Origin of the sequence: Paraburkholderia sp. BL10I2N1 (assembly GCF_004361815.1) — a bacterium.
In the GTDB taxonomy this organism is placed as follows: domain Bacteria; phylum Pseudomonadota; class Gammaproteobacteria; order Burkholderiales; family Burkholderiaceae; genus Paraburkholderia.
Genome location: NZ_SNWA01000001.1, coordinates 188,232 through 211,158, shown reverse-complemented (window position 1 = coordinate 211,158; position 22,927 = coordinate 188,232). Strand labels below are relative to the sequence as shown.

Below are 22,927 nucleotides of genomic sequence, written 5' to 3'. Positions count from 1 at the left end.
CGACTCCCCCCGACACGCGTAACCGCGGCAATTCAAGGACCTGCGCGCGCCGCATGCTCAAAGTTCGGATTAGCGCACAGATCCATGGTATTGTGTGAAGAATGGACATCAAGCGTGCATACCGATTCCGGTTCTATCCGACGCCCGGGCAGGCAGTGATTCTTGCCCGGACGTTTGGATGCGCGCGCTTCGCCTATAACCACATGCTCCGGCAGCGCACCGATGCGTGGTATGGGCGGCAGGAACGCATGGGTTATCACGAGACCTCCGCGGCGTTGACGGCGCTCAAAAAGACCGAAGAGCACGCGTGGCTGAACGAAGTGAGTTCGGTTCCGGTGCAGCAGGCGCTTCGGCACCTGCAAACCGCGTTCGCCAACTTTTTCGCCAGGCGCGCGAAGTACCCCACTTTCAGGCGCAAGGATGGCCCGCAGTCGGCCGAATACACCACGAGCGCTTTCAGGTGGGACGGCGCCGCGCTCAAGCTGGCGAAGATGGATGAGCCGCTCGCAATCCGCTGGTCACGCACGATCCCCAGGGGCGCGAAGGTAACGACGGTCACCGTGTCGAAGGACACGGCGGGCCGATACCACGTCTCAATGCTGTGCGACGAAGTGGTGAGCGCGCGCCCGGTCGCCGCTGGAAAGATCGGCGTCGACCTCGGGCTTACGCACTTCGCGATTCTGTCGACCGACGAGAAGATCGCCGCGCCGAATGTGTTCCGCAAGAACGAGGAGAAGCTCGCGAAGTTGTCGCGGCGCCTTGCTAAGAAGCAAAAGGGCTCGGCCAATCGCAGGAAGGCGAAGCTCAAAGTTGCACGCATGCATGCCAGGACGGCAGACGCCCGCAGGGACTTCCTGCACAAACTTTCGACCCGGTTGATAAACGAAAACCAGGTGATCGCCATCGAAAGCCTGTCCGTCAGGAACATGCAGAAGAACCGTTGCCTTGCGAAGTCGATCAGCGATGCGAGTTGGTCCGAGTTCACACGGCAACTCGAGTACAAAGCGCAGTGGTATGGGCGCACGCTCATCGGCATCGACAAGTGGTACCCGTCGAGCAAGCGATGCAGTGATTGCGGACATACCGTCGCCAAAATGTCGTTGAAGGTCCGTGCATGGACATGCCCGGAATGCGGGTCGATGCACGATCGCGACGTCAACGCTGCGCGTAATGTTCTGGCCGCCGGACTGGCGGTGTCAGCCCATGGAGAGGCTGTAAGTCCCGTGTCTCTTTGAGGCATAGGCTGGGCTCCGCGAAGTGGGAATCCCCTTTTCTTTAGGAAGGGGAGCAGTCAAGCTCAACCCGTCACAGCGCCCTTGTTGGCCGGCAGCGCGAGCGCCGCGTATTTCGCCAGCACGCCGCTCGTGTAACGCGGCTTCGGCTGTTGCCATGCGGCGCGGCGGCGCTCCAGTTCGGCGGCGTCGACGTTCAGTTCCAGCAGCAGCTTGTGCGCGTCGATCGTGATCGAATCGCCTTCCTGCACGAGGCCGATCGTGCCGCCTGCATACGCTTCAGGCGCAACGTGACCCACCACCATGCCCCACGTGCCGCCCGAGAAGCGGCCGTCGGTGATGAGACCGACCGATTCGCCCAGACCCTTGCCGATGATCGCCGAAGTCGGTGCGAGCATTTCCGGCATGCCGGGGCCGCCCTTCGGGCCGAGATAACGCAGCACGACGACGTCGCCTGCCTTGATCTTGTCGGCGAGGATGGCTTCCATGGCGCTTTGCTCGTCGTCGAATACGCGTGCCGGGCCCGTGATCACCGGGTTCTTCAGGCCCGTGATCTTCGCGACCGCGCCGTCCGTTGCCAGGTTGCCCTTCAGGATCGCGAGGTGGCCTTCCTTGTACAGCGCCTTGTCGATCGGGAAGATCACCTTCTGGTCGGCGCGCGGCGTCGACGGCACGTCGTTCAGTTCTTCGGCCATGGTCTTGCCGGTGATCGTCATGCAGTCGCCGTGCAGGAGACCCGCGTCCAGCAGGATCTTCATGACCTGCGGAATGCCGCCTGCCTTGTGCAGGTCGGTGGCGACGAACTGGCCCGACGGCTTCAGGTCGCAGATTACCGGCACGCGCTTCCTCATGCGCTCGAAGTCGTCGATGGTCCATTCCACTTCGGCCGCGTGGGCGATCGCGAGGAAGTGCAGCACCGCGTTCGTCGAGCCGCCGGTTGCCATGATCACCGCTACGGCGTTCTCGATCGACTTCTTCGTAATGATGTCGCGCGGCTTCAGATCCTTCTTGACCGCTTCGACCAGCACGCGCGCCGATTCCGCCGCGGAACCGACCTTTTCGTCGTCCGGATTGGCCATCGTCGACGAATACAGCAGCGACATGCCGAGCGCTTCGAACGACGAGCTCATTGTGTTCGCGGTGTACATGCCGCCGCACGAACCCGACGACGGGCACGCGTTCTGTTCGATGCCCTCGAAATCTTCCTGCGACATGCGTCCGGCGGTGAACTCGCCAACGGCTTCGAACGACGACACGATCGTCAAGTCCTTGCCCTTCCAGTTGCCTGGGCGGATCGTGCCGCCATAGACGTAAATACCCGGCACGTTGAGCCGTGCGAGCGCGATCATGCCGCCCGGCATGTTCTTGTCGCAGCCGCCGATCACAACGACGCCATCCATCCACTGGCCCTGCACGCACGTTTCGATGCAGTCGGCGATCACTTCGCGCGACACGAGCGAGTACTTCATGCCTTCCGTGCCCATCGACATACCGTCCGAAATGGTCGGTGTGCCGAAGATCTGCGGGTTGGCGTCGGCGTCCTTGACCGCTGCCACGGCTGCGTCGGCGAGGCGTTGCAGGCCCGAGTTGCACGGCGTGATCGTCGAGTGGCCGTTCGCGATGCCGATCATAGGCTTGTCGAAATCGGCCTTTTCATAGCCAAGCGCGTAATACATCGAACGGTTCGGCGCGCGCGCGACGCCTTGCGTGATGTTCTTCGAACGACGGTTGTACGACATGGGGAGCTCCGTTTGACTTGTCCTGGGTGCTGGTATTGGGGGACCTTCGCCCGCGAGGTGCAGGGCGGATGGTTCAGCACGTGGCGCAAGAATGCAGTGTCTCGCAGCGCGTGTCCAATATATTATTGAGGCTGTATTAGGTCGAAAAATATATTAATCGATGCTACCCGTGACCCCCGATCTGCGCCAGTTGCGCTATTTCATCGCCGTCGCCGAAGAAAAGCACTTCGGACGGGCGGCGGCGCGCCTGTCGATGACGCAGCCGCCTTTGTCGCAGGCGATCCGGGCGCTGGAGGAGACGCTCGGCGTCGAGCTCTTTGCGCGCACCAAACGCTCCGTCGAGTTGACGCCGGTCGGCGCCGACCTGCTGCCCGAAGTGCGGCGCCTTCTCACAAGCGCCGAGGGCTTGAGGCCGCTCGCGCAGAGCCTCGCGCGGGGCGAAGCGGGCGTGCTGTCGCTCGCCTTCGTCTCGACGGCCGATTACGGGTTGCTGCCGCTTCTGCTGCGCGACTTCGGCGCGCGCCATCCGCGCGTGCGCCTGCAGCTTGCGGAAGCGACCAGCGACGTGCAGATCGACGAGCTCGTTGCGGGCCGCATCGACGCCGGCCTCGTGATTGCGCCGTTGCCGCCGCGGCATCTCGCCCAGCTATCCTGGCTGCCCATCGCCCGCGAGCCGCTGGTGATCGCGATGTCGTCGGAGATGGCTGAGCACGCCGGCAGCAACCCTGACGGGGACTGGCGCGACGAGCCGGTCAGCTTGCGCGACGTCGCTGATGCGCCGCTCGTGATCTTCCCAAGGCGTCTCGCGCCAGGCTTTTATGACATCATTATGGATTGTTACGGCGTCGCGGGGCTCACGCCGCGTATCGGCCAGGAGGCGATCCAGATGCAGACGATTGTCAGTATCGTGTCGGCGGGCATGGGTGTCGCGCTGGTGCCGCAATCGTTACGTAATCTGCGGCGCACGGGCGTCGTCTACCGGCCGCTGCGCGAATCCGTGCCGGCGATCGAGACGGGTCTCGTCTGGCGCACGGGTGAGGTGAGTCCAGTGCTGGCGGGCTTCATCGACATCGTGCGCGCGCATGCGGCCACGGTCGCGGCGCACGGTGCGCGCAAGCGCTGACGGATGGCTTCGAGGCTATCGCGAACCCATCTGGCGACGCGCCGTCCAATGCATGTTTTGTTGCCGCGCCCGTCGCAGTTGCCGTAACCGAATCCGTAGTTGAACCACCCATAAAAAAACACATGCTCATTCACCCCAATTTCGATCCCGTCGCCATTCATCTAGGGCCGCTCGCGGTGCGCTGGTACGGCCTGATGTACCTGGTGGCGTTCATCGCGGCGATCGTTGTCGGCCGCTTGCGTTTGCGCCTGCCGCATGTCTCCGCACAAGGCTGGACCGCGAAAGACATCGACGACATGTTGTTCTACGGTGTGCTCGGCACGATTCTCGGTGGCCGGCTCGGCTATGTGCTGTTCTATAAGGCGAACTGGTACTTCGCGCATCCGCTCGATATCTTCAAGGTCTGGGAAGGCGGCATGTCGTTTCATGGCGGCTTTCTCGGCGTGACGTTCGCGATGGTGCTGTTCGCATGGCAGCGCAAGCGCACGTGGTTGCAGGTCACCGATTTTGTCGCACCGATGGTGCCCACCGGGCTCGCCGCGGGGCGCCTCGGCAATTTCATCAATGGTGAGTTGTGGGGGCGCGTGACCGATCCGTCGGCGCCATGGGCGATGCTGTTTCCGGGTGCCGCCAATGAGGACGCCGGCTGGCTCGCCACGCATCCGGAACTGACGACGCGCTGGCATCTGGCCGATGTGTTCGCGCAATATCACATGCTGCCGCGGCATCCGTCGCAGCTGTATGAGATCGCGCTCGAAGGTGTCGCGCTGTTCCTCGTGCTGTGGTTTTTTACGCGCAAGCCGCGTCCGGTGGGTGCTGCGTCCGCCGTGTTCCTGATCGGTTATGGGCTGGCCCGCTTCACAGTGGAGTTCGCACGCGAGCCGGACGATTTTCTGGGACTGCTGGCGCTGGGGCTTTCGATGGGGCAGTGGCTTTCGCTGCCGATGGTCCTCGTGGGCATCGCGCTGCTGGTGTGGTCGTATCGGCGCGGCAAGCGTCAGCAATCACAGGCGGTCGGCGCGAACTGATGCGTCTTCACAGGCAGAAAGGCAAAACGCCACGGCATGCCGTGGCGTTTTGCCTTTCTGCGGGCAATGAACGAAACGCCCCAATGGAGCGCGCCGTATTACTTCATCTGGACCGAACCCGATACATTCACCGTCACCGTGGACGTGCCGCCTTCGAGGGGCATCGGCGCGGCGGTCTTGGCATCGGCGCTCATTGCATGGGCGCTCATCATCATCATCGGACGCGGTATGAAGCTGTTATGTCCGACGTTGACTTCGCGAATGGTGTAGCCGTTGTAGCCGAACGCCTGTGCCGATGAAGCGGCCTGCTGACGGAACGACGCGATCGCCTGACCTGTGAGCTTCTGTTCGGCGGCGCGCTGCGCTTCCGGCGACAGCGAGAACAACACATTGCCGACCCGCATGATCGACGACATCTGTCCGGCGAGCTTCGATGCCGCAGCGAAGTCGTGCGACTCGAGTTGTACTTCCGTGCGGCCACGCCACGCGGAGATGCGCCCGTCGCGATCGGTTGACGGGAAGATCGAGAACGCCCCGGTGCGCGCGGTGACGCCAGCCACACCGCGGGCCTTTTGCAGAGCCGCGTCAGCGCGCTCGTTGAGCGTGCTGGTGAGTGAGTCTGGGTCGCTCGATTCCTGTTCATAGAACAGCGTGATGTTGACGACATCCTGCGGCACTTCCGTGCTGGCCTGCGCCGACAGCGACAACACGCCCGACGGCTGATTCTGCACGATAGTCTGCGCGCGGGCGGTTGCTGGCGCCAGCGACAACGCGAGCGGTGCCGCGGACGCGACAGCGAGAGCGAAGGCGAGTGCGTGTTTTCTGGTCATCGTTTGCTTCCTTCTTCGAACAGGTTGTAAGCGATGCCTCATATCGGGCGGGAGGCAGTTGAAGTCCAATCGGGCGCCCGCCGAGGCTGTCGCGATGCAGGCACCGTGCATCGGAGTGGCACGGTGCTTGCAGATCAGTTAGGCGTCTGTAAGATCAGGTTGGTTCCTCTACGCGACGGTCCGGCCAGGCGATGCCGCGCGATGTCGCGCACAGCCGCTAGGCGAGTTGCTTTGTAATGAAGCGCCATTCGGTTTCAGTGACCGGCGTGATGGACAGCCGGTTGCCTTTGGCAAGCACACGCATGTCCGCAAGTTCAGGATATTCGCGCAGCTTTGCGAGCGGAATCAACGGGATCTTCTTCTTGAAGGCCACGTCGACCAGTATCCAGCGCGGTGTCTCGCGGCTCGATTTCGGATCGTAGTACGGACTTTTCGAATCGAACTGGGTGGGGTCGGGGTAGGCCGTCGACGATACCTCTGCGATCCCGGCGATGCCTGGCTCTGGACAACTCGAATGATAGAAGAGAACACCGTCGCCCACCTGCATCATGTCGCGCATGAAGTTGCGCGCCTGATAGTTGCGCACGCCCGTCCAGGGAAGGGTGTGCCGAGCGGCTTTGGCGAGGTGGTCGATGCTTGCTTCGTCCGGTTCGGACTTCATTAGCCAGTAGCGCATGAGTCGATTTGAACGTTGAGAAGAACACAGGATAAGCGCAATGCGTGACGCGGTGCTAGCGATGCGGAACTACGAACGGAACACTACAAACGGAAACGGCATCGGACGAATGTCCGATGCCGTTGAATAGGTCCCCGCCATAGCCGCTAGGCCGGCATCCTGAACCGGGAGTTCAGAATTGGTCGCAGTTAGCAGCACTTCGGGTACATCAGACAGAGTGACGCGCACACCCGTGCTGCAAATTTCCGCAACCGTGCACATGGCATTGGTTCAAGGAATATATGACCTTGGCGAACCAGGCAGGGAAGCTGATAAAACTGACTGGATCCAGACGCTTGAGGTTACCTCGCGAATTGCTCTGAATCCGAAGCGGGCCCAATGTTCCAGATGGCCTGCCTCTGAACAACTTTTACTGCACACCGTACTGCTGGATTACCGCGCCCAGCTGTTCGTTCATTGAGTGCATTGTACGCCGGATTTCCTCGGCGGGAAATGATTCTCCGTGACGTACGCTAGCCTGCAACTTAAGCAGTTCCGATGCCAGCGACAGCGCAGCCATGACGGCAATGCGATCCTGGCCGCGAACGTTGCTGGTCGAACGGATCTTCGACATCTCCGCATCGACGCGAGCAACGGCTTCGAGCAGTGCGGCTTCCGTTTCCGACGAACAGGCGAGACGATAGGGCTGGCCCAGGATCGAGACTTCGATCTGCTTTGTGGTCATGCATTTTCTCCGTGGCGGGTGACGTCGCCGCCGGCTTCGGTTTCGACTTCCTGCTGCGACGACGCGAGCAGATCAAGTTGATTGTCCGGCTCGGCGTGCGCTTTCGCACGCGGGAGTTTTTCGAGGATGGCGTTCAGCCGCACCTGGGCGTCGTCGATCTTCGATGAAAGCGAATCGCGCTCCGCTTGCAGCGCGTTGCGCTCTTCGCGCATCTGCTCGAGTTCGGCACGCGCGGCCTCGCATTCTGCGCGAGCGTCGGCGAGCTGCTTTTCAAGCGCGCGACGCGCTTCGTGATGACGCTGGCTGATTTCGATCAGCCGGCCAATATTCTGTGAGAGTGTTTCGAGTTCGGTGAGCATGTGCTGCGTCCTCTAAAGACACGGCATTTTAGCGCGGAATGTGACAGCTTCCGACAATTGTCTCGTTTCGAGACGTAACATCTCTGCTTTATACCTGCTTTATGCCTGTTTCGAGCGAGTTTCGTGCCTGTGACATGCGGAAACTTTGCTCACATTGCACGCGACGTGCGCACGCGAATTGCAGGAATCGACCATTCTTGACGCCCCAGGAAGCCCCTCCTACACTTGCGGCACTTTGGTGCCCGCGCGCGTTTTCACATCGTGCGCAGTTAAACGGGAAACAGGAAGCCGCGTCCGCCAGGACGAGCCAACCTGTGCTGCCCCCGCAACGGTAAGCGACCGCATGATGTCATGCAGGTCGACCTGGGCGCGTCTCCGGCGAGGCGCGCAATGCCACTGCGCAATTCTTGCGTGGGAAGGCGGGTCGATGTGTCGCCAGCCCGGATACCGGCCAGAGTGAGGGGCGTCGTCCGCGTGGCTTCACGCCGGCGGACCGCCCTGTTACGCACCGGCTCGCGGGGAAGCAGGCCGGGCACGCTATCCACAGGAAACAACCGGATGTACACGCCCATCGCCGGCACGGCACTACTCGCCGTGGCCGGCTTGCCGCTCGGCGCGCAAGCCTTGCCCGCAACCACGGATGAAGCGCCTGCGCTCGCGCAGGATACGGCGCCGTCGGTCGCGCCGGGCAACATTGCAACCTCCAGCACAACGGCCGCTCCCGCCACGAAGTCCGCCAGCACCACGCTCACGCCGATCGTGGTGACTGCGGAGCGCGGCGCGCAGCCGCTCGCCGACGCGATCCCTCAGACCACGCGGTTCGACCAGCAGGACATCGCCGACACCACGGCGCGCGATCTGCCGGGTTTGCTGCAGCTCGCGCCCGGCGCGCAGATCGTGCGCAATGGCGGCCCGGGTTCGTCCTCGAGTCTATTCCTGCGGGGCGCTTCGGCACAGCAGTCGCTCGTGTTGATAGATGGTGTGCGTGTCGATTCGGTCAGCCTCGGTAGCGCACAGATCGAGCAGATCCCGCTCGACCAGGTCGATCACGTCGAAGTGGTGAACGGCAATGTGTCGGCGCTGTATGGTTCCGGCGCGATTGGCGGCGTGGTGCAGGTGTTCACGAAGGACGGCGGCGATCATCCACCGCGCTTCAATTTCTCCGTCGGCTACGGCAGCTATCACACGCAAAGCCAGCAGGCCGGCGTGAACGGTGCGCTCGACAGGGACGGCGCGACGACCTTCAGCCTGTCGCTCGCGCGGACGAAAGACGATGGCTTTTCGTCGATCGATCCCGCGCTCGCGCCGGTCAATCCGAACGCCAATGGCTATCTGAACGAAAGCATCTCGGCATCGCTGCGCCACACATTCAACGACAGGTGGGACGCGGGCATCCGCTATTTCCAGTCGAACGGAAACAACAGCTTCGACGATCCATTCGGCGCGCCCACCGATCTCAACAACCTGTACAGCAGGGTTCAGCAGGCGTCGGCATTCGCGGACGGTCGCGTGACCGACTGGTGGGCGACGCACTTCGTCGTCGCGACGGGCAACGATCGCAGCACGACGGCGTTGAACGGCCTTTATGCCGACCACTTCAACACCGACAATAATCAGTACACGTGGCAGAACGATTTCACGTTCGCGTCGCAGCAGAAGGTCAAGGCAGGCTACGAGCATCTCGACCAGAGCCTCGATTCGGATGAGTACGGCGCGCCCGCCCGTCACGTGGACTCCGGGTTTATCGGCTATACGGGGCGCTTCGGCCGAAGCCAGTTCCAGGCCAACGTGCGGCGCGACCAGTACTCCGATTTCGGCGGCGCGAACAGTTACTATCTCGGCTATGGCCACGATCTGAACGAGCACTGGAAGGTGACCGCAAGCTGGTCGAATGCGTTCCGCGCGCCGACCTTCAACGATCTGTACTTTCCGGGGAGCGGCAATCCGTCGATCCAGCCTGAACACAGTCATTCGATTGAAGCGGCGTTGCAGTACGCATCGGATGCCCTGGGCGTGTTGCGACTGACCGCGTTCCAGACGCGCTATACGAACCTGATCGAGTATCAACAGGTCACGCCGGGCGTGTATGTTGCGCAGAACGTCGGGCGGGCGAAGGTGCAGGGGCTCGAAGGATCGTGGAGCGGCCATCTGGGCAAGACTGACGTGCGTGCTTCGGTGACGTTGCAGAATCCCGTCGACGAAGACACGAACACCGATCTGAATCGGCGCGCGCGCCGCTTCGCATCGCTCTCGGTGAACCGCGACGTTGCCGGATGGCGCGTGGGCGGCGAGTGGATCGTAAGCGGCGAGCGCGACGATACCGGCAACACGCTCGGCGGCTATGGTGTAGTGAACCTGTCCGCGCGCTACAACATCACGAAGGCGTGGTACGTGGCGGCGCAGATCCAGAATCTCTTCGACAAGGACTATGAACTGGCCTACACATACAACACGCCACGACGCGGCGCCTGGCTCACGCTCGGCTGGCAGCAGCAGTGATGCGCATGGTGTACTGAGCCATTGTGTCTTCTGAAACCACGCCCATGAGTCGCCTCGCACTGCGTACCGTTGCCGGCATGACCGCGAAGCGCGCCGCGACGATCTGGCTCGTGCTCGGCGTGCTGGCGGTCGTCGTGTTTGTCGCATCGCTCATGCTTGGCAGCGTGCCCGTGTCTCCGCTGCGCGTGCTGGCTGCGCTGCTGCCGTGGCATGGCAGCAGCGCGTTGGCATCGACGGACCTCGCGGGGGAAATCGTCCGCAGCTTGCGCCTGCCGCGCGCGCTTGCCGGATTTGCGTGCGGCGCATTGCTCGCCGTTGCCGGTGCCCTGTTGCAGGTGCTGCTGCGCAATCCGCTCGCCGAACCGTACGTGCTAGGCGTGTCGGGCGGCGCGGCCAGCTTCGCGCTTGTCGCGATGATCGCGGGTTGCGCATGGTGGATCGTCGACGCCAGCGCATTTGCCGGCGCATTGCTGTCGATCCTGCTTGTGCTGGGGCTGGCACGTCACGACTTGTGGCGAGGCGAGCCGCAGGACACATCGCCGCGTTTGCTGCTGACAGGCGTCGTGATTGCAGCGGGCTGGGGCGCGGTCATCACGTTGCTGCTGAGCGTCGCGCCGGAGAGCCGTCTGCGCGGCATGCTGTTCTGGCTCACTGGCGACCTGAACGGCGGCGGCACGCCATGGGTCGCGCTTGTCGCGGTGCTGATCGGGCTCGTCGCAATCGTGCCTGTTACCCCGCAACTGAACGTGCTGCTGCGCGGCGATGCGGCCGCGCACGCGCTCGGCGTCACCGTCATGCGGCTGCGTTTGCGGGTGTACCTCGTGGCCTCGCTGGCAGCAGCCGCTGCCGTCACGACGGGCGGCACCATCGGCTTCGTCGGCCTTGTCGTGCCGCACATGCTGCGGCTTTGCTTCGGCAATGACCAGCGTATGCTGCTGCCCGCAGCCGCGCTTGCCGGAGGCGTAGCCGTGATGGGCGCCGATCTGGTTGCGCGCACCGTGATCGCACCGGCGCAATTGCCGGTTGGCGTGATTACGGCGTTGACGGGCGTGCCCGTCTTCCTGTGGATGCTCTTGCGCAGGCGGCGATGATGACGCGTCCTTCCCTCAATGCGCCTGCACTTAGTGCGCAATGTGTGACGTTGCGTGCAGGCGCACGCACGTTGCTCGACGATTTCACGCACACGTTTTATGCCGGTGAAGTCTGGTGCATCGCCGGACCGAACGGTGCCGGCAAGACGACGCTGATCTCGGCGCTTGCCGGATTGCTTGCGCCCGCGACAGGCCATGTCGAAGTCGACGGCCTTCGCGTCGCGGACTGGTCGCCAGTCGATCTTGCACGCCGCCGCGCGCTGATGCCGCAGGGCGAACACGACGCGTTCAGCGCGAGCGTGCTGGACATCGTGATGCTCAACCGCTTTCCGCATCTCTCGGGATGGGGCTGGGAAGGCGCCGAAGATCGCGCGGCGGCGCACACGGCGCTCGATACGCTGGGCCTTGCCCCTCTGGCGACGCGCGATGTGTTGTCGCTTTCGGGCGGCGAGCGTCAGCGGGTCGCGCTGGCTGCGGTGCTGTGTCAGGATGCACCGTTGTTGCTGCTGGATGAACCGCTGTCGCATCTTGACCTGCATCACCAGATCGATTGCCTCGAAGCGTTGACGACGTGGGTGCAGCACACACCGCGAATCGTCATCTTTTCGTGTCACGACCTCAATCTTGCGCGCCGTTTTGCGACGCACGCGTTACTGCTCGAAGGAAACGGCGGCGCGCACGCGGGCGCCGCGCGCGACGTGCTGACACCGGCGCTCGCGAGCCGCGCCTTCGGTTATCCGCTCATCCTGATCCGCGACGGCGACCATGAAGCACTCGTTCCCGCGATGCACCCGCGCATGCGCCGGGCGACGCATCAGGACACAAATAATCCCTCAACGAAAATGAACATGACCTCTTCCCTACTTGCGTTACCAGTTGTCGAACCGCTCGATCAGACCTTGCGTAACGAGTTGCAGCACATCATCGACACGAAGACGAAGCCGCCTGGCAGCCTCGGCCGTCTCGAGTCGCTCGCGCGCCAGATCGGCATGATCCAGCGCACGACGCGTCCCACCATCGAACGTCCGGCGATGATCGTATTCGCCGCCGACCACGGCATCGCGCACGAAGGCGTGAGTCCGTATCCGCAGGCCGTCACGGCGCAGATGGTCGGCAACTTTCTTGCGGGCGGCGCGGCGATCAATGCGCTGAGCGGCGTGGCGGGGCTCACGCTCGAAATCGTCAACGCGGGGGTGGCGACGCCGTTGCCGCCGTCGGATGTACTCGTCGATATTCCGATCGCGCGAGGCACGCGAAACTTTGCGCACGAGCCTGCGATGACGCGTGAAGAAGCGCTCGCCGCCATGCAGGCCGGCGCGGCACGCGTGCGCCATCACGCGGCGCTGGGTACCAATGTGATCGGCCTCGGTGAGATGGGCATTGCGAATACGTCGGCGGCCGCGTGCCTGATGAGTCGACTCTGTGGCGTGCCGATCGACGAATGCGTCGGACGCGGCACCGGTCTCGATAACGCCGGTCTCGCGAAGAAGAGCAACGTGCTGGCGTCGGCGCTTGCCATTCACGCAGTCAGCGACGACCCGCTCGATGTGCTCGCCACCTTCGGTGGCTTCGAGATCGCGATGATGGCCGGTGCGTACCTCGCGGCGGCGCAGGAGCGGATGACGATTCTCGTCGACGGTTTCATCGCGACGTCCGCGCTGCTCGTTGCCGATGCGCTTGCGCCTGAGGTGCGCGGCTACTGCGTGTTCGCTCATGCGTCGAATGAGGCTGGACATCGGCGCATGCTCGACTATCTCGGCGCGATTCCGCTGCTCTCGCTCGATCTTCGGCTGGGCGAAGGCACCGGCGCCGCGCTGGCGTTGCCGTTGTTGCGCGCGGCAGTCGCGTTCATCAACGAGATGGCGAGTTTCGAATCCGCCGGTGTGGCTGACCGCGACGCCTGAGCCAATCGCATACGGATGTAGAGGGGCCGCGCCATCATGAATCCGCTTGCCGAACTGCGTTATTTCTTTACTGCGCTGGGTTATTTCACACGGGTACCGGTGCCGCGCTGGGTCGGCTATGAGCCGCACTATCTCAACGCGGCGGCGCGGTATTTTCCACTCGTCGGCGCGTTGGTGGGCGGGGTTGGCGCGCTCGTTTATCTCGCGGCGTTGCGCGTGTTTCCGGCGGGCGTCGCCGTGTTGCTGTCGATGACCGCGACGCTGCTATTGACCGGCGCGTTTCACGAGGATGGTCTCGCAGACTGCTGCGATGCATTTGGCGGCGGCTGCACACGCGACGACGTGCTGCGCATCATGCATGACTCGCGCATCGGTGCGTTCGGCGCCATTGCGCTCGTGGTTGCGCTCGCGTTGAAATGGCAGACGCTAGTCTCGCTGCCGCCATTGCGCGCTGCGTCGCTGATTGTGACGGCGCACACGGCGAGCCGCGCCTGCGCGATCAGCTATCTGGCGACGCTCGATTACGTCCGGCCCGAAGGCAAGGCGAGGCCCGTTGCGCAGCGCATGACGCCCGGTGCGTTGGCGCTCGTTGCCGCATTCGGACTGCCATGGCTCTTCTGGCCGGACTGGCGCGCGGGCTGCGCCACGCTTGTCGTGCTGATCGCACTTCGCTTCGCCCTGGGGCGCTATTTCGTGCGGCGCATCGGCGGCTACACCGGCGATTGCCTCGGCTTTGCACAGCAGGTCTTCGAACTCGCGATCTATCTGACGGGGCTTGCATGGATCTCGTTCTGATCCGTCATCCGGCGGTCGCGGTCGAGGCGGGCGTTTGCTATGGTCGCAGCAATGTACCGCTTGCAGGCGACCCGCAGGCTTGCGTCTCAGCACTGGCGAGTCGCTTCGCGCAGTTCGACATACCGGCGCCCGACGTTACGCTGACCAGCCCGCTTGGACGCTGCGCATCGGTGGCTGAATCGTGGGCAGCCTGTTGCGGCTGTCAGTGGCGCACGGACCCGCGTCTGCAGGAGATGGATTTCGGCGCGTGGGAACAGCAACGCTGGGACGCAATCGACCGCGCGTTGCTCGACGAATGGGCTGCCGATCTTCAGCACGCTCGCGCACATGGCGGCGAGAGCGTTGCCCAGTTCAGCGCACGAGTACAGGAATGGTTCGACGACGTGCAGGCGCAGACTGATCGCGCATGCGTGCACGTCGTCACGCACGCGGGCGTGATTCGCGTGCTGGCATCCATCGCGCTAGGGATCCCGCTTGACCGTTGTCTGTCCTGGTCGGTCGACTTCGCCAGTGTGGCCTGGTTGCGAGGAGGCGATGCGGCCGGGCGGTGGGCGCTCGTACGCTGGAATGCTTGAGACCGCGCAGTCTGGTAGCGCGAGTTCGAGTGCTCCGGGCTTACTGTCCTGCACCCGCTCTTCTCGAGCGCGCTGTCTCCAGATCCTGACACAGCAGCGCTGCGCCCTGCGCGATACGCGGAGCGGGGCGGCTGATCAGGTCACCATCGATTGCAAATAGGTTGTTGTGTGCTACTGCCGCGAGGCCTGGCCAGGCACGCCATGTGTCGAGCTGCGGCATTTGCGTGTCGGGTGCGGTAGCGCCTCGCGACGCGGTCACGATCGCCTCCGGATTCGCCGCGAGCACCGCTTCGGTTGAGACGGTGGGCGCAAGCGGCTCCAGTTTCGCGAAGACGTTGCGGCCGCCGCACAATGCGATCACGTCGCTGATCATGTGCTCGCCGTTGAGCGTCATCAGCGGCTGATCCCACACCTGGTAGAACACGCTGACGGGCGGCCGCGCAGCATAGCGCGCGCGCAGTTGCGCAATGTCGGCCCGATAGGCGTTCGCCGCGGCATCCGCGGTCTGCGATGTGCCAAGCAGGGCGCCCAGCTTCGTCAGTGTGACGGCGACATCGTCGAGACGATGCGGCTCGCTGAAGAAGAGCGGGATATGTAGCTCGCGCAGACGGTCGAGCTGCCGCTGCGCATTGCCGTGACGCCACACGACGATCAGATCGGGTTTGAGCGCGACGATGCGTTCAAGGTCGAGCGCCTTGTTGTCGCCGACGCGCGGAATCTGTTTTGCTTCAGGCGGATAGTCGCTATAGGTGACCGCACCGACGAGTTTCGCTCCGCCTCCTGCCGCGTAGAGCAATTCGGTGACATGCGGCGCGAGGCTGATGACGCGCTGGGCGGGAGCTGAGAGCGTGACGGTGGCGCCGGAGTCGTCGGTGACGCTGACCGTCGTGGCGTGCGCCGACGGTGCGCACGCGAACAGGCCAGCGAAGATCAGGAAGGCAACGTGCGGCAATCGGCGGATCATCGGTTGTCAAAACGAGGAGTGGCAGCGATTTCGCGCATGCTCGCGGCGAGAGCATGCTCAAGACGTGCCCATTGCGCATCGGGGCCGGGCAGTCCAAAGCGCACACTGGCAGGCTCTGCAAAGAAGCGCGTCCAGATGCCACGCCGTGCGAGCGCATGATGCAGGGCGTGAGCGCGCGCATCGCAGGTCCATGCGAAGAGCGGCGTGCGATGCAGCGACAACCCTTGCGCACCGAGCAGCGCAGCGAGACGGGCGCTTTGCGCTTCAAGTTGCGTGCGCATATCGCGCTGCCATTCGAGATCACCGAAGGCGGCGCTCACCGCATGCCGCGCCGGACCGCTGACGGTCCACGCACCGAGCGCATCACGCAGGCCAGCGAGCAACGTGGGCGTAGCAAGCACGAAACCCGCGCGCACGCCGGCAAGCCCGAAGAATTTTCCCGGCGAGCGGAAGACGACGAGTCCCACGCGATCGGTCCGGTTCGCAAGCGACGCCGATGGCATCGCATCAGCAAACGCCTCGTCGACGATCAGCGAGCCACCCCGCGCCGATAGTTCGGCATGCCACTGAAGCAGCGTTGCAGCCGGGACGTGTTGCGCAGTCGGATTGTTTGGATTGACGACGACCGCGTGCGTCAGTTCATCCGGCAACTTCGCGCTCGATATGTCGAGCGTGGCGACCCGATGACCGGCACGCCGGAACGCTGGCGCATATTCGCCATACGTGAGCGGCGCAATACCGACGACGCCGCGCGGCAACAGTGTCGGCAGCGTGCGGATCGCCGCCTGGCTGCCCGCTACAGGCAGCACATGTGCGGTGTCCGGCGCGCCATAGTAGTGTGCGGCGCAGGCGGCGTAACCGTCGCCTTCGTCCGGCAGCCGTCGCCATGCTTCGGCGGGAACGGGGGGTACGGGATAGCCGTGCGGATTGATCCCTGTCGACAGGTCGAGCCATTCACCGTACGGGATGCCGTAGCGTCGCGCCGCTTCGTGCAGATTTCCGCCGTGCGCGATTGCTTCAGCCATGGAACGGTACGCTCAGAAGCGCCAGCACGATCAGCACGGCGAGCCAGAGAATGACGGTCCGTTCCACCAGGACCAGCGCCGCCGTCACGTGCTGCGCACTGGCTGTGCGACCCATGCCGAGTGTCGGGCGTTGCTCGGTTGCGCCGTGATACGTGGCGGGTCCGCCGATCAGTACGTTCAGACTGCCCGCGCCTGAAGCCATCACCGGGCCGGCGTTCGGACTGTCCCAGCGATGCGCCTGTTCGCGCCAGCATTGCAGCGCGGTGCGCGTATCGCCGAGCACCGCATAGCTCGCCGCCGTGAGGCGTGCCGGAATCCAGTTAAGCACGTCGTCGAAGCGCGCGGCCGCCCAGCCGAAGCGCAGATAGCGCGGTGTGCGGTAACCCCACATCGCGTCGAGCGTGTTGGCGAGCCGGAACGCAAGTGCGCCCGGGCCGCCCAGAATCGCGAACCAGAAGAGCGCGCCGAAGATCGCATCGTTGCCGTTTTCCAGCGCGGATTCGACAGCGGCACGCGATAGCGCGCCTTCGTCCGCATGCGCTGTTTCGCGCGATACGATCCGCGACGTCAGCAAGCGCGCCTCTGCGAGATCACGTTTTGCAAGCGCGCGCGCAATCGGCGCGATATGGTCGTGCAGACTACGGGCACCGAGCGCGAACCACAGCAGCGCGACGTGCACGGCGCAGGCATACCCGAACGGCAGTACGGTGACGAGCCACGCGGCAATCAGCACAGGCGGCGCGACTGCCAGCAGCCACGCGACGATGCCCATCAGCCGGGCGCGCACACCGTTATTCAGGCGCGCCTCGATACGGCTTGCGAGCTTGCCGAAGCCGACGAGCGGATGCGCCGTTCGCGGCTCGCCAAGCCAGCGATCGACGGCGACCGAGGCAGTCGCAAGCGTTGCGATGAGCGGCAGCGACAGCATCATCAATGGCCCGCCGTTTTCAGCGAAAGCGGCAGGCCCGCGATCATCATCGTGACCTGTGTGCTCAGGGCCGCCACGCGCTGGTTCAGCCGCCCGATTTCGTCGACATAGAGACGTGTCGCCGCGCCGAGCGGCACGACGCCGAGGCCGATCTCATTGCTGACCACAATGATCCTGCCCCTTGCCGACACCAGCGCCGCCTCGAACGCGAGCATACGTGCGTGCGGGTCTTCGGCGAGCGGGGCGTTATCGGGCGGGCAGAGCAGGTTGGCGAGCCAGAGCGTCAGGCAGTCGATCAGAATGCAGTGACCGGGCGCATCGACTGAAGTGATTGCGCCCGCCAGATCGACGGGTGCTTCGAGCAGATTCCAGTGTGCCGGACGCCGTTCGCGATGATGGGCGACGCGCTGCGCGAATTCCTCATCCGCGACCCGTGCAGTCGCAATGTAGGTGACGGGACAGGCACTGTCGCTGGCGAGTTGTTCAGCGTGCGCGCTCTTGCCCGAGCGGGCGCCGCCGAGAACGAAGGTGAGGTCGCGTGGAATCATCGCGTGATTGTACCGGCTGTCCCCGCGTATACCTTGATGTAGCGCGCGAGGGATAATGCCGCCTTCGCCTCTGCCGCCTTTCTGCGCCATTTTCGTGACGACTTCCTCCCCACTCGACGCCATCCATGTGCCGCGCGGCACGCTGATGATCCAGGGCACCACGTCCGATGCCGGCAAGAGCACGCTCGTCGCCGGACTGTGCCGGCTTGCCCGTCGCGCGGGGGTACGTGTCGCGCCGTTCAAGCCGCAGAACATGGCGCTCAACAGCGCGGTGACGGTCGATGGCGGCGAGATCGGCCGCGCGCAGGCCTTGCAGGCGATTGCCGCGGGCATCGCCGCGCATACCGATCTGAACCCCGTGCTGCTCAAGCCGACGAGCGACCGCGGCGCGCAGGTGATCATTCACGGCAAGGCGCGCATGAATCTCGATGCGCGGGCGTATCACGACTACAAGCCGGTCGCATTCGAGGCGGTGCTGGAGTCTTACGCGCGCCTGCAGGCCGCCTTCGACACCCTCTTTGTCGAAGGCGCGGGCAGTCCCGCTGAAGTGAATCTGCGCGAGCGCGACATCGCCAACATGGGTTTTGCGGAAGCCGTGGATTGCCCGGTCGTACTGGTCGCCGATATCGACCGTGGCGGCGTGTTCGCGCACTTGACGGGCACACTGGCGTGTCTGTCGGAGAGCGAGCAGGCGCGCGTGCGGGGCTTCATCATCAACCGCTTTCGCGGCGATATCAGTCTGCTGAAGCCTGGGCTCGACTGGCTCGAAGCGAAGACCGGCAAGCCGGTGCTGGGCGTCGTGCCGTATCTGCACGGCCTGACGCTGGACGCCGAAGATATGCTGCCACGCGACCCGCACGCCACCCATTCCGGCGATGTGGCGCGGACGCTGCGCGTCGTCGTGCCGGCGTTGCCGCACATCAGCAACCACACGGATTTCGATGCGCTGCGTGCGCATCCGCAGGTCGATTTCAGCTACGTGCGCGCGGGCGTCGTGCCGCCGCCGGCCGACCTCGTGATCCTGCCGGGCTCGAAGAATGTGCAGGCGGACCTCGCGTGGTTGCGGGCGCAAGGCTGGGAAGACGCGCTGCGACGCCATCTGCGCTATGGCGGCCGCGTGATTGGTATTTGCGGCGGCATGCAGATGCTCGGGCAGGAGATTGCGGACCCTTATGGCGTCGAGGGCGCGCCGGGGAAGGTGGTCGCCGGCTTGGGATGGCTCGATTTTTCGACGAGGCTGACGCAGGCCAAGACGCTAAAAAACGTGTCGGGATGCCTGACGCTTCCGGATCCGGCCGCGGTGTCGGGTTATGAGATTCACATGGGTGAAACCGCAGGACCGGCGCTCGAGCGGGCCGCCCTGCAACTGGCGGCTGACGGAGGGAAGGGCGCCCGCCCGGATGGCGCGATTTCCGCCGACGGACAGATTCTCGCTACTTATGTTCACGGGCTGTTCGACACACCTGCTGCGTGCGGCGCCTTGCTCGCCTGGGCGGGGCTCGATGACGCGCAGGCCATCGACTATCCCGCGCTGCGGGAGGCTTCGCTCGACCGGCTTGCCGATACGCTGGCCCAACACCTTGATCTGGCGAAGTTGTTTTCGGCGATTGGTTGAAGGGTGCTTTGATGATTAACTCCTGCCAGGAAATAATCTAAGCGATGGAGGTGGTTTTTCGTCTTTAATGGTTCGAATAAAGTTCGTTCCATCGATGACGCGCAGGCGTCGTCCCTTCAACCTCTGAGGAACTGACATGAACTCGACCCGTACGGCCGATGCGGCCGCCACCTTGCTGCGGCTTGCCCTGGGTGTGCTTTATCTGGCCCACAGCCTGCAGAAGATCTTCGTTTTTACCCTGCCGGGAACGGCGGGTTTTTTCGTCTCGCTCGGATTGCCCGGCTGGCTTGGCTATGTGACAGCCTTCGTCGAACTGTTTGGTGGGATCGCGCTGATTCTTGGTGTGCAGGTTCGCTGGGTCGCGATTGTGCTGTTGCCGTTCATGCTCGGCGCGATGTCCGCGCACCTGCATAACGGTTGGGGGTTTGCTTCCCCCAACGGCGGGTGGGAGTATCCGGCCTTTTGGGCCGTCACTCTCGTTGTTCAGGCTTTGCTCGGGAATGGGCTTTATGCGGTTGGGGCGGCTCCGGCGCCGCGGGTTGCTAATGCCTGATTTTTTTGAGTTTTTGTGAGTGGTTTACTGGTGTCGCCCCGCACAGGGGCGACACTAATCAACCAAAAGCAAAATCAAGGAAAGGCAAACAAACTACAACACCAAATAAAATAAGCAAAAAACCTCAATACAAAACCATCTGCGTACAACGGAAAAGCGCAATAGTCCGCCCATCGGGCGCAAAAACGCTGGCATCCCAAATCTGGGTGCTCCGCCCAAGATGAACTCCCGTGGCCACGGTCCGCACGACCCCTTCAGTCGCGGTACCCAGAAAATTACTCTTCAACTCAACTGTGGTGAAATTGCGAGCCTTCTCAGGCAAATGAGCCAGACAGGCGTACCCGCAGGCGGTATCGGCAAGCCCGATAACAGAAGCCGCATGCAGGAACCCATTAGGTGCGAGCAACTCCGCGCGCACGGTCAACTCGCCAGTCAGCGACCCCTGCTCCAGCGACACTACCCGAAATCCAAGCAGACCAGGAAGGGTGCCCTTCTGCCGCTCGTGGAGGCGGTCGATCGAATATTCCGGGCGAAGCGTGCTCATGGTGTTCAAACTCCAGGGCAAAAAAGAAAAAGGAATGCGGCGCCAAAGACTTCGGTGCGGCGGGATTTGCCGATATTATCAACGCCTGAATCGGCTTGACGAGAACGCACGGCAAACCGGCTGGTCCGGCCAGCCTTCTTCCCGGGAGAATTCATGACGGTAATCGTAGTGGCGAACCCGAAGGGCGGCGTCGGTAAAAGCACGCTCGCGACCAATCTGGCTGGTTACTTCGCAGCCTCCGGCGAGTGGGTGGCGCTCGCCGACCTGGACAAGCAGCAATCAGCCCACGCCTGGCTCGAGCTCCGGCCCGGCACGCTGGCGGCCATCGAAATGTGGGAGGTCGATCACGATTCCCCCGCCAGGCCGCCGAAAGGGCTGGAGCATGCGGTCATCGATACCCCGGCAGGCCTGCACGGCAACCGCTTCAGCATCGCGCTGGATCTCGCGGACAAGGTGATCGTCCCGTTGCAGCCGTCGATATTCGATATTCTCGCCACGCAGGAATTTCTCGAACGCCTGGCAAAGGAAAAGGCGGTCCGGAAGGGCGCCATCGAGGTCGGCGTAGTCGGCATGCGGGTCGATGCGCGGACGAAGTCGGCCGATCAGCTGCACCGGTTCGTCGAGGGGCTGGATCTGCCTGTACTGGGCTTTCTGCGCGATACCCAGAACTACGTGCAGCTGGCCGCGCACGGCCTGACGTTGTGGGACGTTGCGAAAAGCCGCGTCGAAAAGGACCTCGAACAGTGGCAGCCGATCATCGACTGGACCAGCAACAAGGCGTGACCGCTCGTTCGGCGTCGGGCAATAAAGAAGCGCAGCGGTCGGCTTTGCTGCGCCTGATGGGACCGCGGCCGGTCTGGCTCAGGTCCAGCTTTGCGTCGGCACGTGATCGCGGCTGCCCTTGATGCGGTTGTTTTCGTCGACGAACACCAGATCCGGCTTCCAGCCTGCCTTCAGCTCGGCTTCGTCGACCATCGCGAATGCCGCGATGATCACCAGATCGCCCAGTTGCGCGCGTCGCGCGGCCGAGCCGTTCAGCGAAATCATGCCGCTGCCGCGTTCACCCTTGATCGCGTAGGTCGAGAAACGCTCGCCGTTGTTGATGTTCCAGATATCGATGCGCTCGTTTTCGACGATGTTCGCCGCTTCGAGCAGGTTCTCGTCGATCGCGCACGAGCCTTCGTAGTGCAGTTCGCAGTGCGTGACCGCCGCACGATGGATCTTCGATTTCAGCATATTGCGTTGCATGGCCGTTCCTTTGCCTTGGGCGCCTTGATGCACTTGCGTGCGCGGCGTCAGATTTCGAGGTTGTCGATGAGGCGCGTTGCGCCAAGCTTCGCGGCTGCGAGGACGACGAGCGGTGCGTCGGTATCCTGCGCCGTCGGCGGCAAGAGGTTCACGCGTTTGCGCACGGCGACGTAGTCGGGCTGCCAGCCGCGCGCGGCTAGCGACGCCATCGCGTCCTGCTCGATCTTCGCGAAATCGCGGTTGCCGGCCAGCACGGCGTCGCGCACCCGGTTCAGCGTCGCGGCGAGCACCGGCGCCTCGGCGCGCTCGGCCGCCTGCAGATAGCGATTGCGCGAGCTGAGCGCTAGGCCGTCGGCGTCGCGCACGGTTTCGGCGGCGACGATGTCGGTCGGCATCGCAAACTGGTGACACATCTGCCGGACGATCATCAACTGCTGATAGTCCTTCTTGCCGAACACGGCGACGCGCGGCTGGACGCACGTCATCAGCTTCATCACGACCGTGCACACGCCCTGGAAGAAGCCCGGCCGGAATTCGCCTTCGAGGATATCGCCCAGATCGTGCGGCGGATGCACGCGGTATTCCTGCGGCTCCGGATACAGATCCCTTTCGGTCGGTGCGAACAGCACGTAGACGTTTTCCTTCTGCAGCTTTTCGATGTCGGCTTCGAGCGTGCGCGGATACTTGTCGAAATCTTCGTTCGGGCCGAACTGAAGCCGGTTGACGAAGATACTCGCCACCACCGGGTCGCCGTGCTGGCGCGCAAGGCGCATCAGCGAAAGATGCCCTTCGTGCAGATTGCCCATCGTCGGGACGAAGGCGGTGCGATTCTGGCCACGCAACTGGTCGCGCAATTCGTGGATCGAGCTGATGACTTTCATGATCGGACGGTGGGTTCCTTGCACGGAGCGGGGCGCCGCGGCGACG

General features: G+C 63.6%; 23 protein-coding genes, 1 other RNA gene, 1 pseudogene and 1 riboswitch. Of the genes and pseudogenes, 12 read left to right on the top strand and 13 right to left on the bottom strand.

The annotated features are described in order from the left end of the window. Positions 1 to 101 precede the first annotated feature (101 nt). Entirely contained in the window at positions 102 to 1,235 is a 1,134-nt protein-coding gene (locus tag B0G77_RS00970) for an RNA-guided endonuclease TnpB family protein (RefSeq protein ID WP_133660462.1), read from the top strand. A gap of 62 nt (positions 1,236 to 1,297) precedes the next feature. Here the strand turns inward: B0G77_RS00970 and ilvD are convergent, their stop codons facing one another. After that, positions 1,298 to 2,971, bottom strand: a complete 1,674-nt coding sequence (gene ilvD, locus B0G77_RS00965; protein ID WP_133660461.1) for a dihydroxy-acid dehydratase — start codon at positions 2,969 to 2,971, stop codon at positions 1,298 to 1,300. A gap of 160 nt (positions 2,972 to 3,131) precedes the next feature. Between ilvD and B0G77_RS00960 the strand changes: the two genes are divergently transcribed. Continuing rightward, the gene (locus B0G77_RS00960) at positions 3,132 to 4,094 is read left to right on the top strand and encodes a LysR family transcriptional regulator (protein WP_133660460.1); all 963 of its coding nucleotides are present in this window, start codon (positions 3,132 to 3,134) and stop codon (positions 4,092 to 4,094) included. A gap of 122 nt (positions 4,095 to 4,216) precedes the next feature. Beyond that, the gene (lgt, locus tag B0G77_RS00955; RefSeq protein WP_133660459.1) at positions 4,217 to 5,122 is read left to right on the top strand and encodes a prolipoprotein diacylglyceryl transferase; all 906 of its coding nucleotides are present in this window, start codon (positions 4,217 to 4,219) and stop codon (positions 5,120 to 5,122) included. Positions 5,123 to 5,220: 98 nt separating this feature from the next. Here the strand turns inward: lgt and B0G77_RS00950 are convergent, their stop codons facing one another. From B0G77_RS00950 to B0G77_RS00930, 5 genes are all read right to left on the bottom strand, one after another. After that, positions 5,221 to 5,952: an SIMPL domain-containing protein gene (locus tag B0G77_RS00950; protein ID WP_133660458.1), complete on the bottom strand. Its 732-nt coding sequence runs from the start codon at positions 5,950 to 5,952 to the stop codon at positions 5,221 to 5,223. 217 nt (positions 5,953 to 6,169) lie between these two features. Beyond that, a complete protein-coding gene (locus B0G77_RS00945) occupies positions 6,170 to 6,628 on the bottom strand; it encodes an EVE domain-containing protein (RefSeq protein ID WP_133660457.1) in 459 nt (152 codons plus the stop codon). 127 nt (positions 6,629 to 6,755) lie between these two features. Further along, positions 6,756 to 6,937: non-coding RNA, 6S RNA (gene ssrS / locus B0G77_RS00940), on the bottom strand. 100 nt (positions 6,938 to 7,037) lie between these two features. Beyond that, the gene (locus B0G77_RS00935; protein WP_133660456.1) at positions 7,038 to 7,352 is read right to left on the bottom strand and encodes a cell division protein ZapA; all 315 of its coding nucleotides are present in this window, start codon (positions 7,350 to 7,352) and stop codon (positions 7,038 to 7,040) included. Beyond that, positions 7,349 to 7,711: an ATPase gene (locus B0G77_RS00930; protein ID WP_133660455.1), complete on the bottom strand. Its 363-nt coding sequence runs from the start codon at positions 7,709 to 7,711 to the stop codon at positions 7,349 to 7,351. Before B0G77_RS00930 ends, B0G77_RS00935 begins: the two co-directional genes overlap by 4 nt. Before the next feature lie 219 nt (positions 7,712 to 7,930). Next, positions 7,931 to 8,182, top strand: a riboswitch (cobalamin riboswitch). 87 nt (positions 8,183 to 8,269) lie between these two features. Here B0G77_RS00930 and B0G77_RS00925 point away from each other — a divergent pair. From B0G77_RS00925 to cobC, 6 genes and pseudogenes are all read left to right on the top strand, one after another. Continuing rightward, entirely contained in the window at positions 8,270 to 10,210 is a 1,941-nt protein-coding gene (locus B0G77_RS00925) for a TonB-dependent receptor (protein ID WP_133660454.1), read from the top strand. A 44-nt stretch (positions 10,211 to 10,254) separates the two neighbouring features. Further along, positions 10,255 to 11,301 carry an iron ABC transporter permease gene (locus B0G77_RS00920; RefSeq protein WP_133660453.1) on the top strand — a complete coding sequence of 349 codons (1,047 nt, stop codon included), beginning with the start codon at positions 10,255 to 10,257 and terminating at the stop codon, positions 11,299 to 11,301. Further along, positions 11,298 to 12,086, top strand: a pseudogene (locus tag B0G77_RS44005) (ABC transporter ATP-binding protein); the annotation flags it as partial. The gene B0G77_RS00920 and the pseudogene B0G77_RS44005, both read left to right, overlap by 4 nt. Positions 12,087 to 12,149: 63 nt before the next feature. Continuing rightward, complete coding sequence (gene cobT / locus B0G77_RS44000; protein ID WP_243751085.1) at positions 12,150 to 13,205, top strand: nicotinate-nucleotide--dimethylbenzimidazole phosphoribosyltransferase; 1,056 nt, start codon at positions 12,150 to 12,152, stop codon at positions 13,203 to 13,205. Between the two features lie 36 nt (positions 13,206 to 13,241). Then, a complete protein-coding gene (locus tag B0G77_RS00910; protein ID WP_133660451.1) occupies positions 13,242 to 14,000 on the top strand; it encodes an adenosylcobinamide-GDP ribazoletransferase in 759 nt (252 codons plus the stop codon). Beyond that, positions 13,985 to 14,575 carry an alpha-ribazole phosphatase gene (gene cobC, locus B0G77_RS00905; RefSeq protein WP_133660450.1) on the top strand — a complete coding sequence of 197 codons (591 nt, stop codon included), beginning with the start codon at positions 13,985 to 13,987 and terminating at the stop codon, positions 14,573 to 14,575. Before B0G77_RS00910 ends, cobC begins: the two co-directional genes overlap by 16 nt. Positions 14,576 to 14,615: 40 nt before the next feature. On the opposite strand, the gene B0G77_RS00900 is transcribed toward cobC, so the two are convergent. Genes B0G77_RS00900 through cobU form a run of 4 tightly spaced genes read right to left on the bottom strand, consistent with a single transcriptional unit; the run spans position 14,616 to position 18,040 of the window. Then, on the bottom strand, positions 14,616 to 15,539 hold the full coding sequence (locus tag B0G77_RS00900; protein ID WP_133660449.1) for a cobalamin-binding protein: 924 nt from the start codon (positions 15,537 to 15,539) through the stop codon (positions 14,616 to 14,618). Beyond that, positions 15,536 to 16,564, bottom strand: a complete 1,029-nt coding sequence (gene cobD / locus B0G77_RS00895; RefSeq protein WP_133660448.1) for a threonine-phosphate decarboxylase CobD — start codon at positions 16,562 to 16,564, stop codon at positions 15,536 to 15,538. The genes B0G77_RS00900 and cobD overlap by 4 nt, the downstream gene beginning before the upstream one ends. After that, positions 16,557 to 17,492 carry an adenosylcobinamide-phosphate synthase CbiB gene (gene cbiB, locus B0G77_RS00890; protein ID WP_208116446.1) on the bottom strand — a complete coding sequence of 312 codons (936 nt, stop codon included), beginning with the start codon at positions 17,490 to 17,492 and terminating at the stop codon, positions 16,557 to 16,559. The genes cobD and cbiB overlap by 8 nt, the downstream gene beginning before the upstream one ends. 2 nt (positions 17,493 to 17,494) lie before the next feature. Further along, a complete protein-coding gene (cobU, locus tag B0G77_RS00885) occupies positions 17,495 to 18,040 on the bottom strand; it encodes a bifunctional adenosylcobinamide kinase/adenosylcobinamide-phosphate guanylyltransferase (RefSeq protein WP_133660446.1) in 546 nt (181 codons plus the stop codon). Positions 18,041 to 18,095: 55 nt separating this feature from the next. Here cobU and B0G77_RS00880 point away from each other — a divergent pair, with 55 nt between their 5' ends. Together B0G77_RS00880 and B0G77_RS00875 are read left to right on the top strand one after the other, a co-directional pair. Further along, the gene (locus tag B0G77_RS00880; RefSeq protein ID WP_133660445.1) at positions 18,096 to 19,655 is read left to right on the top strand and encodes a cobyric acid synthase; all 1,560 of its coding nucleotides are present in this window, start codon (positions 18,096 to 18,098) and stop codon (positions 19,653 to 19,655) included. 136 nt (positions 19,656 to 19,791) lie between these two features. Next, positions 19,792 to 20,208, top strand: coding sequence for a DoxX family protein (locus B0G77_RS00875; RefSeq protein WP_133660444.1), 417 nt, complete (start codon positions 19,792 to 19,794; stop codon positions 20,206 to 20,208). A gap of 124 nt (positions 20,209 to 20,332) precedes the next feature. Here the strand turns inward: B0G77_RS00875 and B0G77_RS00870 are convergent, their stop codons facing one another. Next, positions 20,333 to 20,752: a PaaI family thioesterase gene (locus tag B0G77_RS00870; RefSeq protein ID WP_133660443.1), complete on the bottom strand. Its 420-nt coding sequence runs from the start codon at positions 20,750 to 20,752 to the stop codon at positions 20,333 to 20,335. A gap of 153 nt (positions 20,753 to 20,905) precedes the next feature. Here B0G77_RS00870 and B0G77_RS00865 point away from each other — a divergent pair, with 153 nt between their 5' ends. After that, entirely contained in the window at positions 20,906 to 21,535 is a 630-nt protein-coding gene (locus B0G77_RS00865; protein ID WP_133660442.1) for a ParA family protein, read from the top strand. A gap of 78 nt (positions 21,536 to 21,613) precedes the next feature. On the opposite strand, the gene panD is transcribed toward B0G77_RS00865, so the two are convergent. Then, a complete protein-coding gene (gene panD, locus B0G77_RS00860) occupies positions 21,614 to 22,000 on the bottom strand; it encodes an aspartate 1-decarboxylase (RefSeq protein ID WP_133660441.1) in 387 nt (128 codons plus the stop codon). 47 nt (positions 22,001 to 22,047) lie between these two features. Beyond that, positions 22,048 to 22,881: a pantoate--beta-alanine ligase gene (panC, locus tag B0G77_RS00855; RefSeq protein ID WP_133660440.1), complete on the bottom strand. Its 834-nt coding sequence runs from the start codon at positions 22,879 to 22,881 to the stop codon at positions 22,048 to 22,050. Positions 22,882 to 22,927 lie beyond the last annotated feature (46 nt).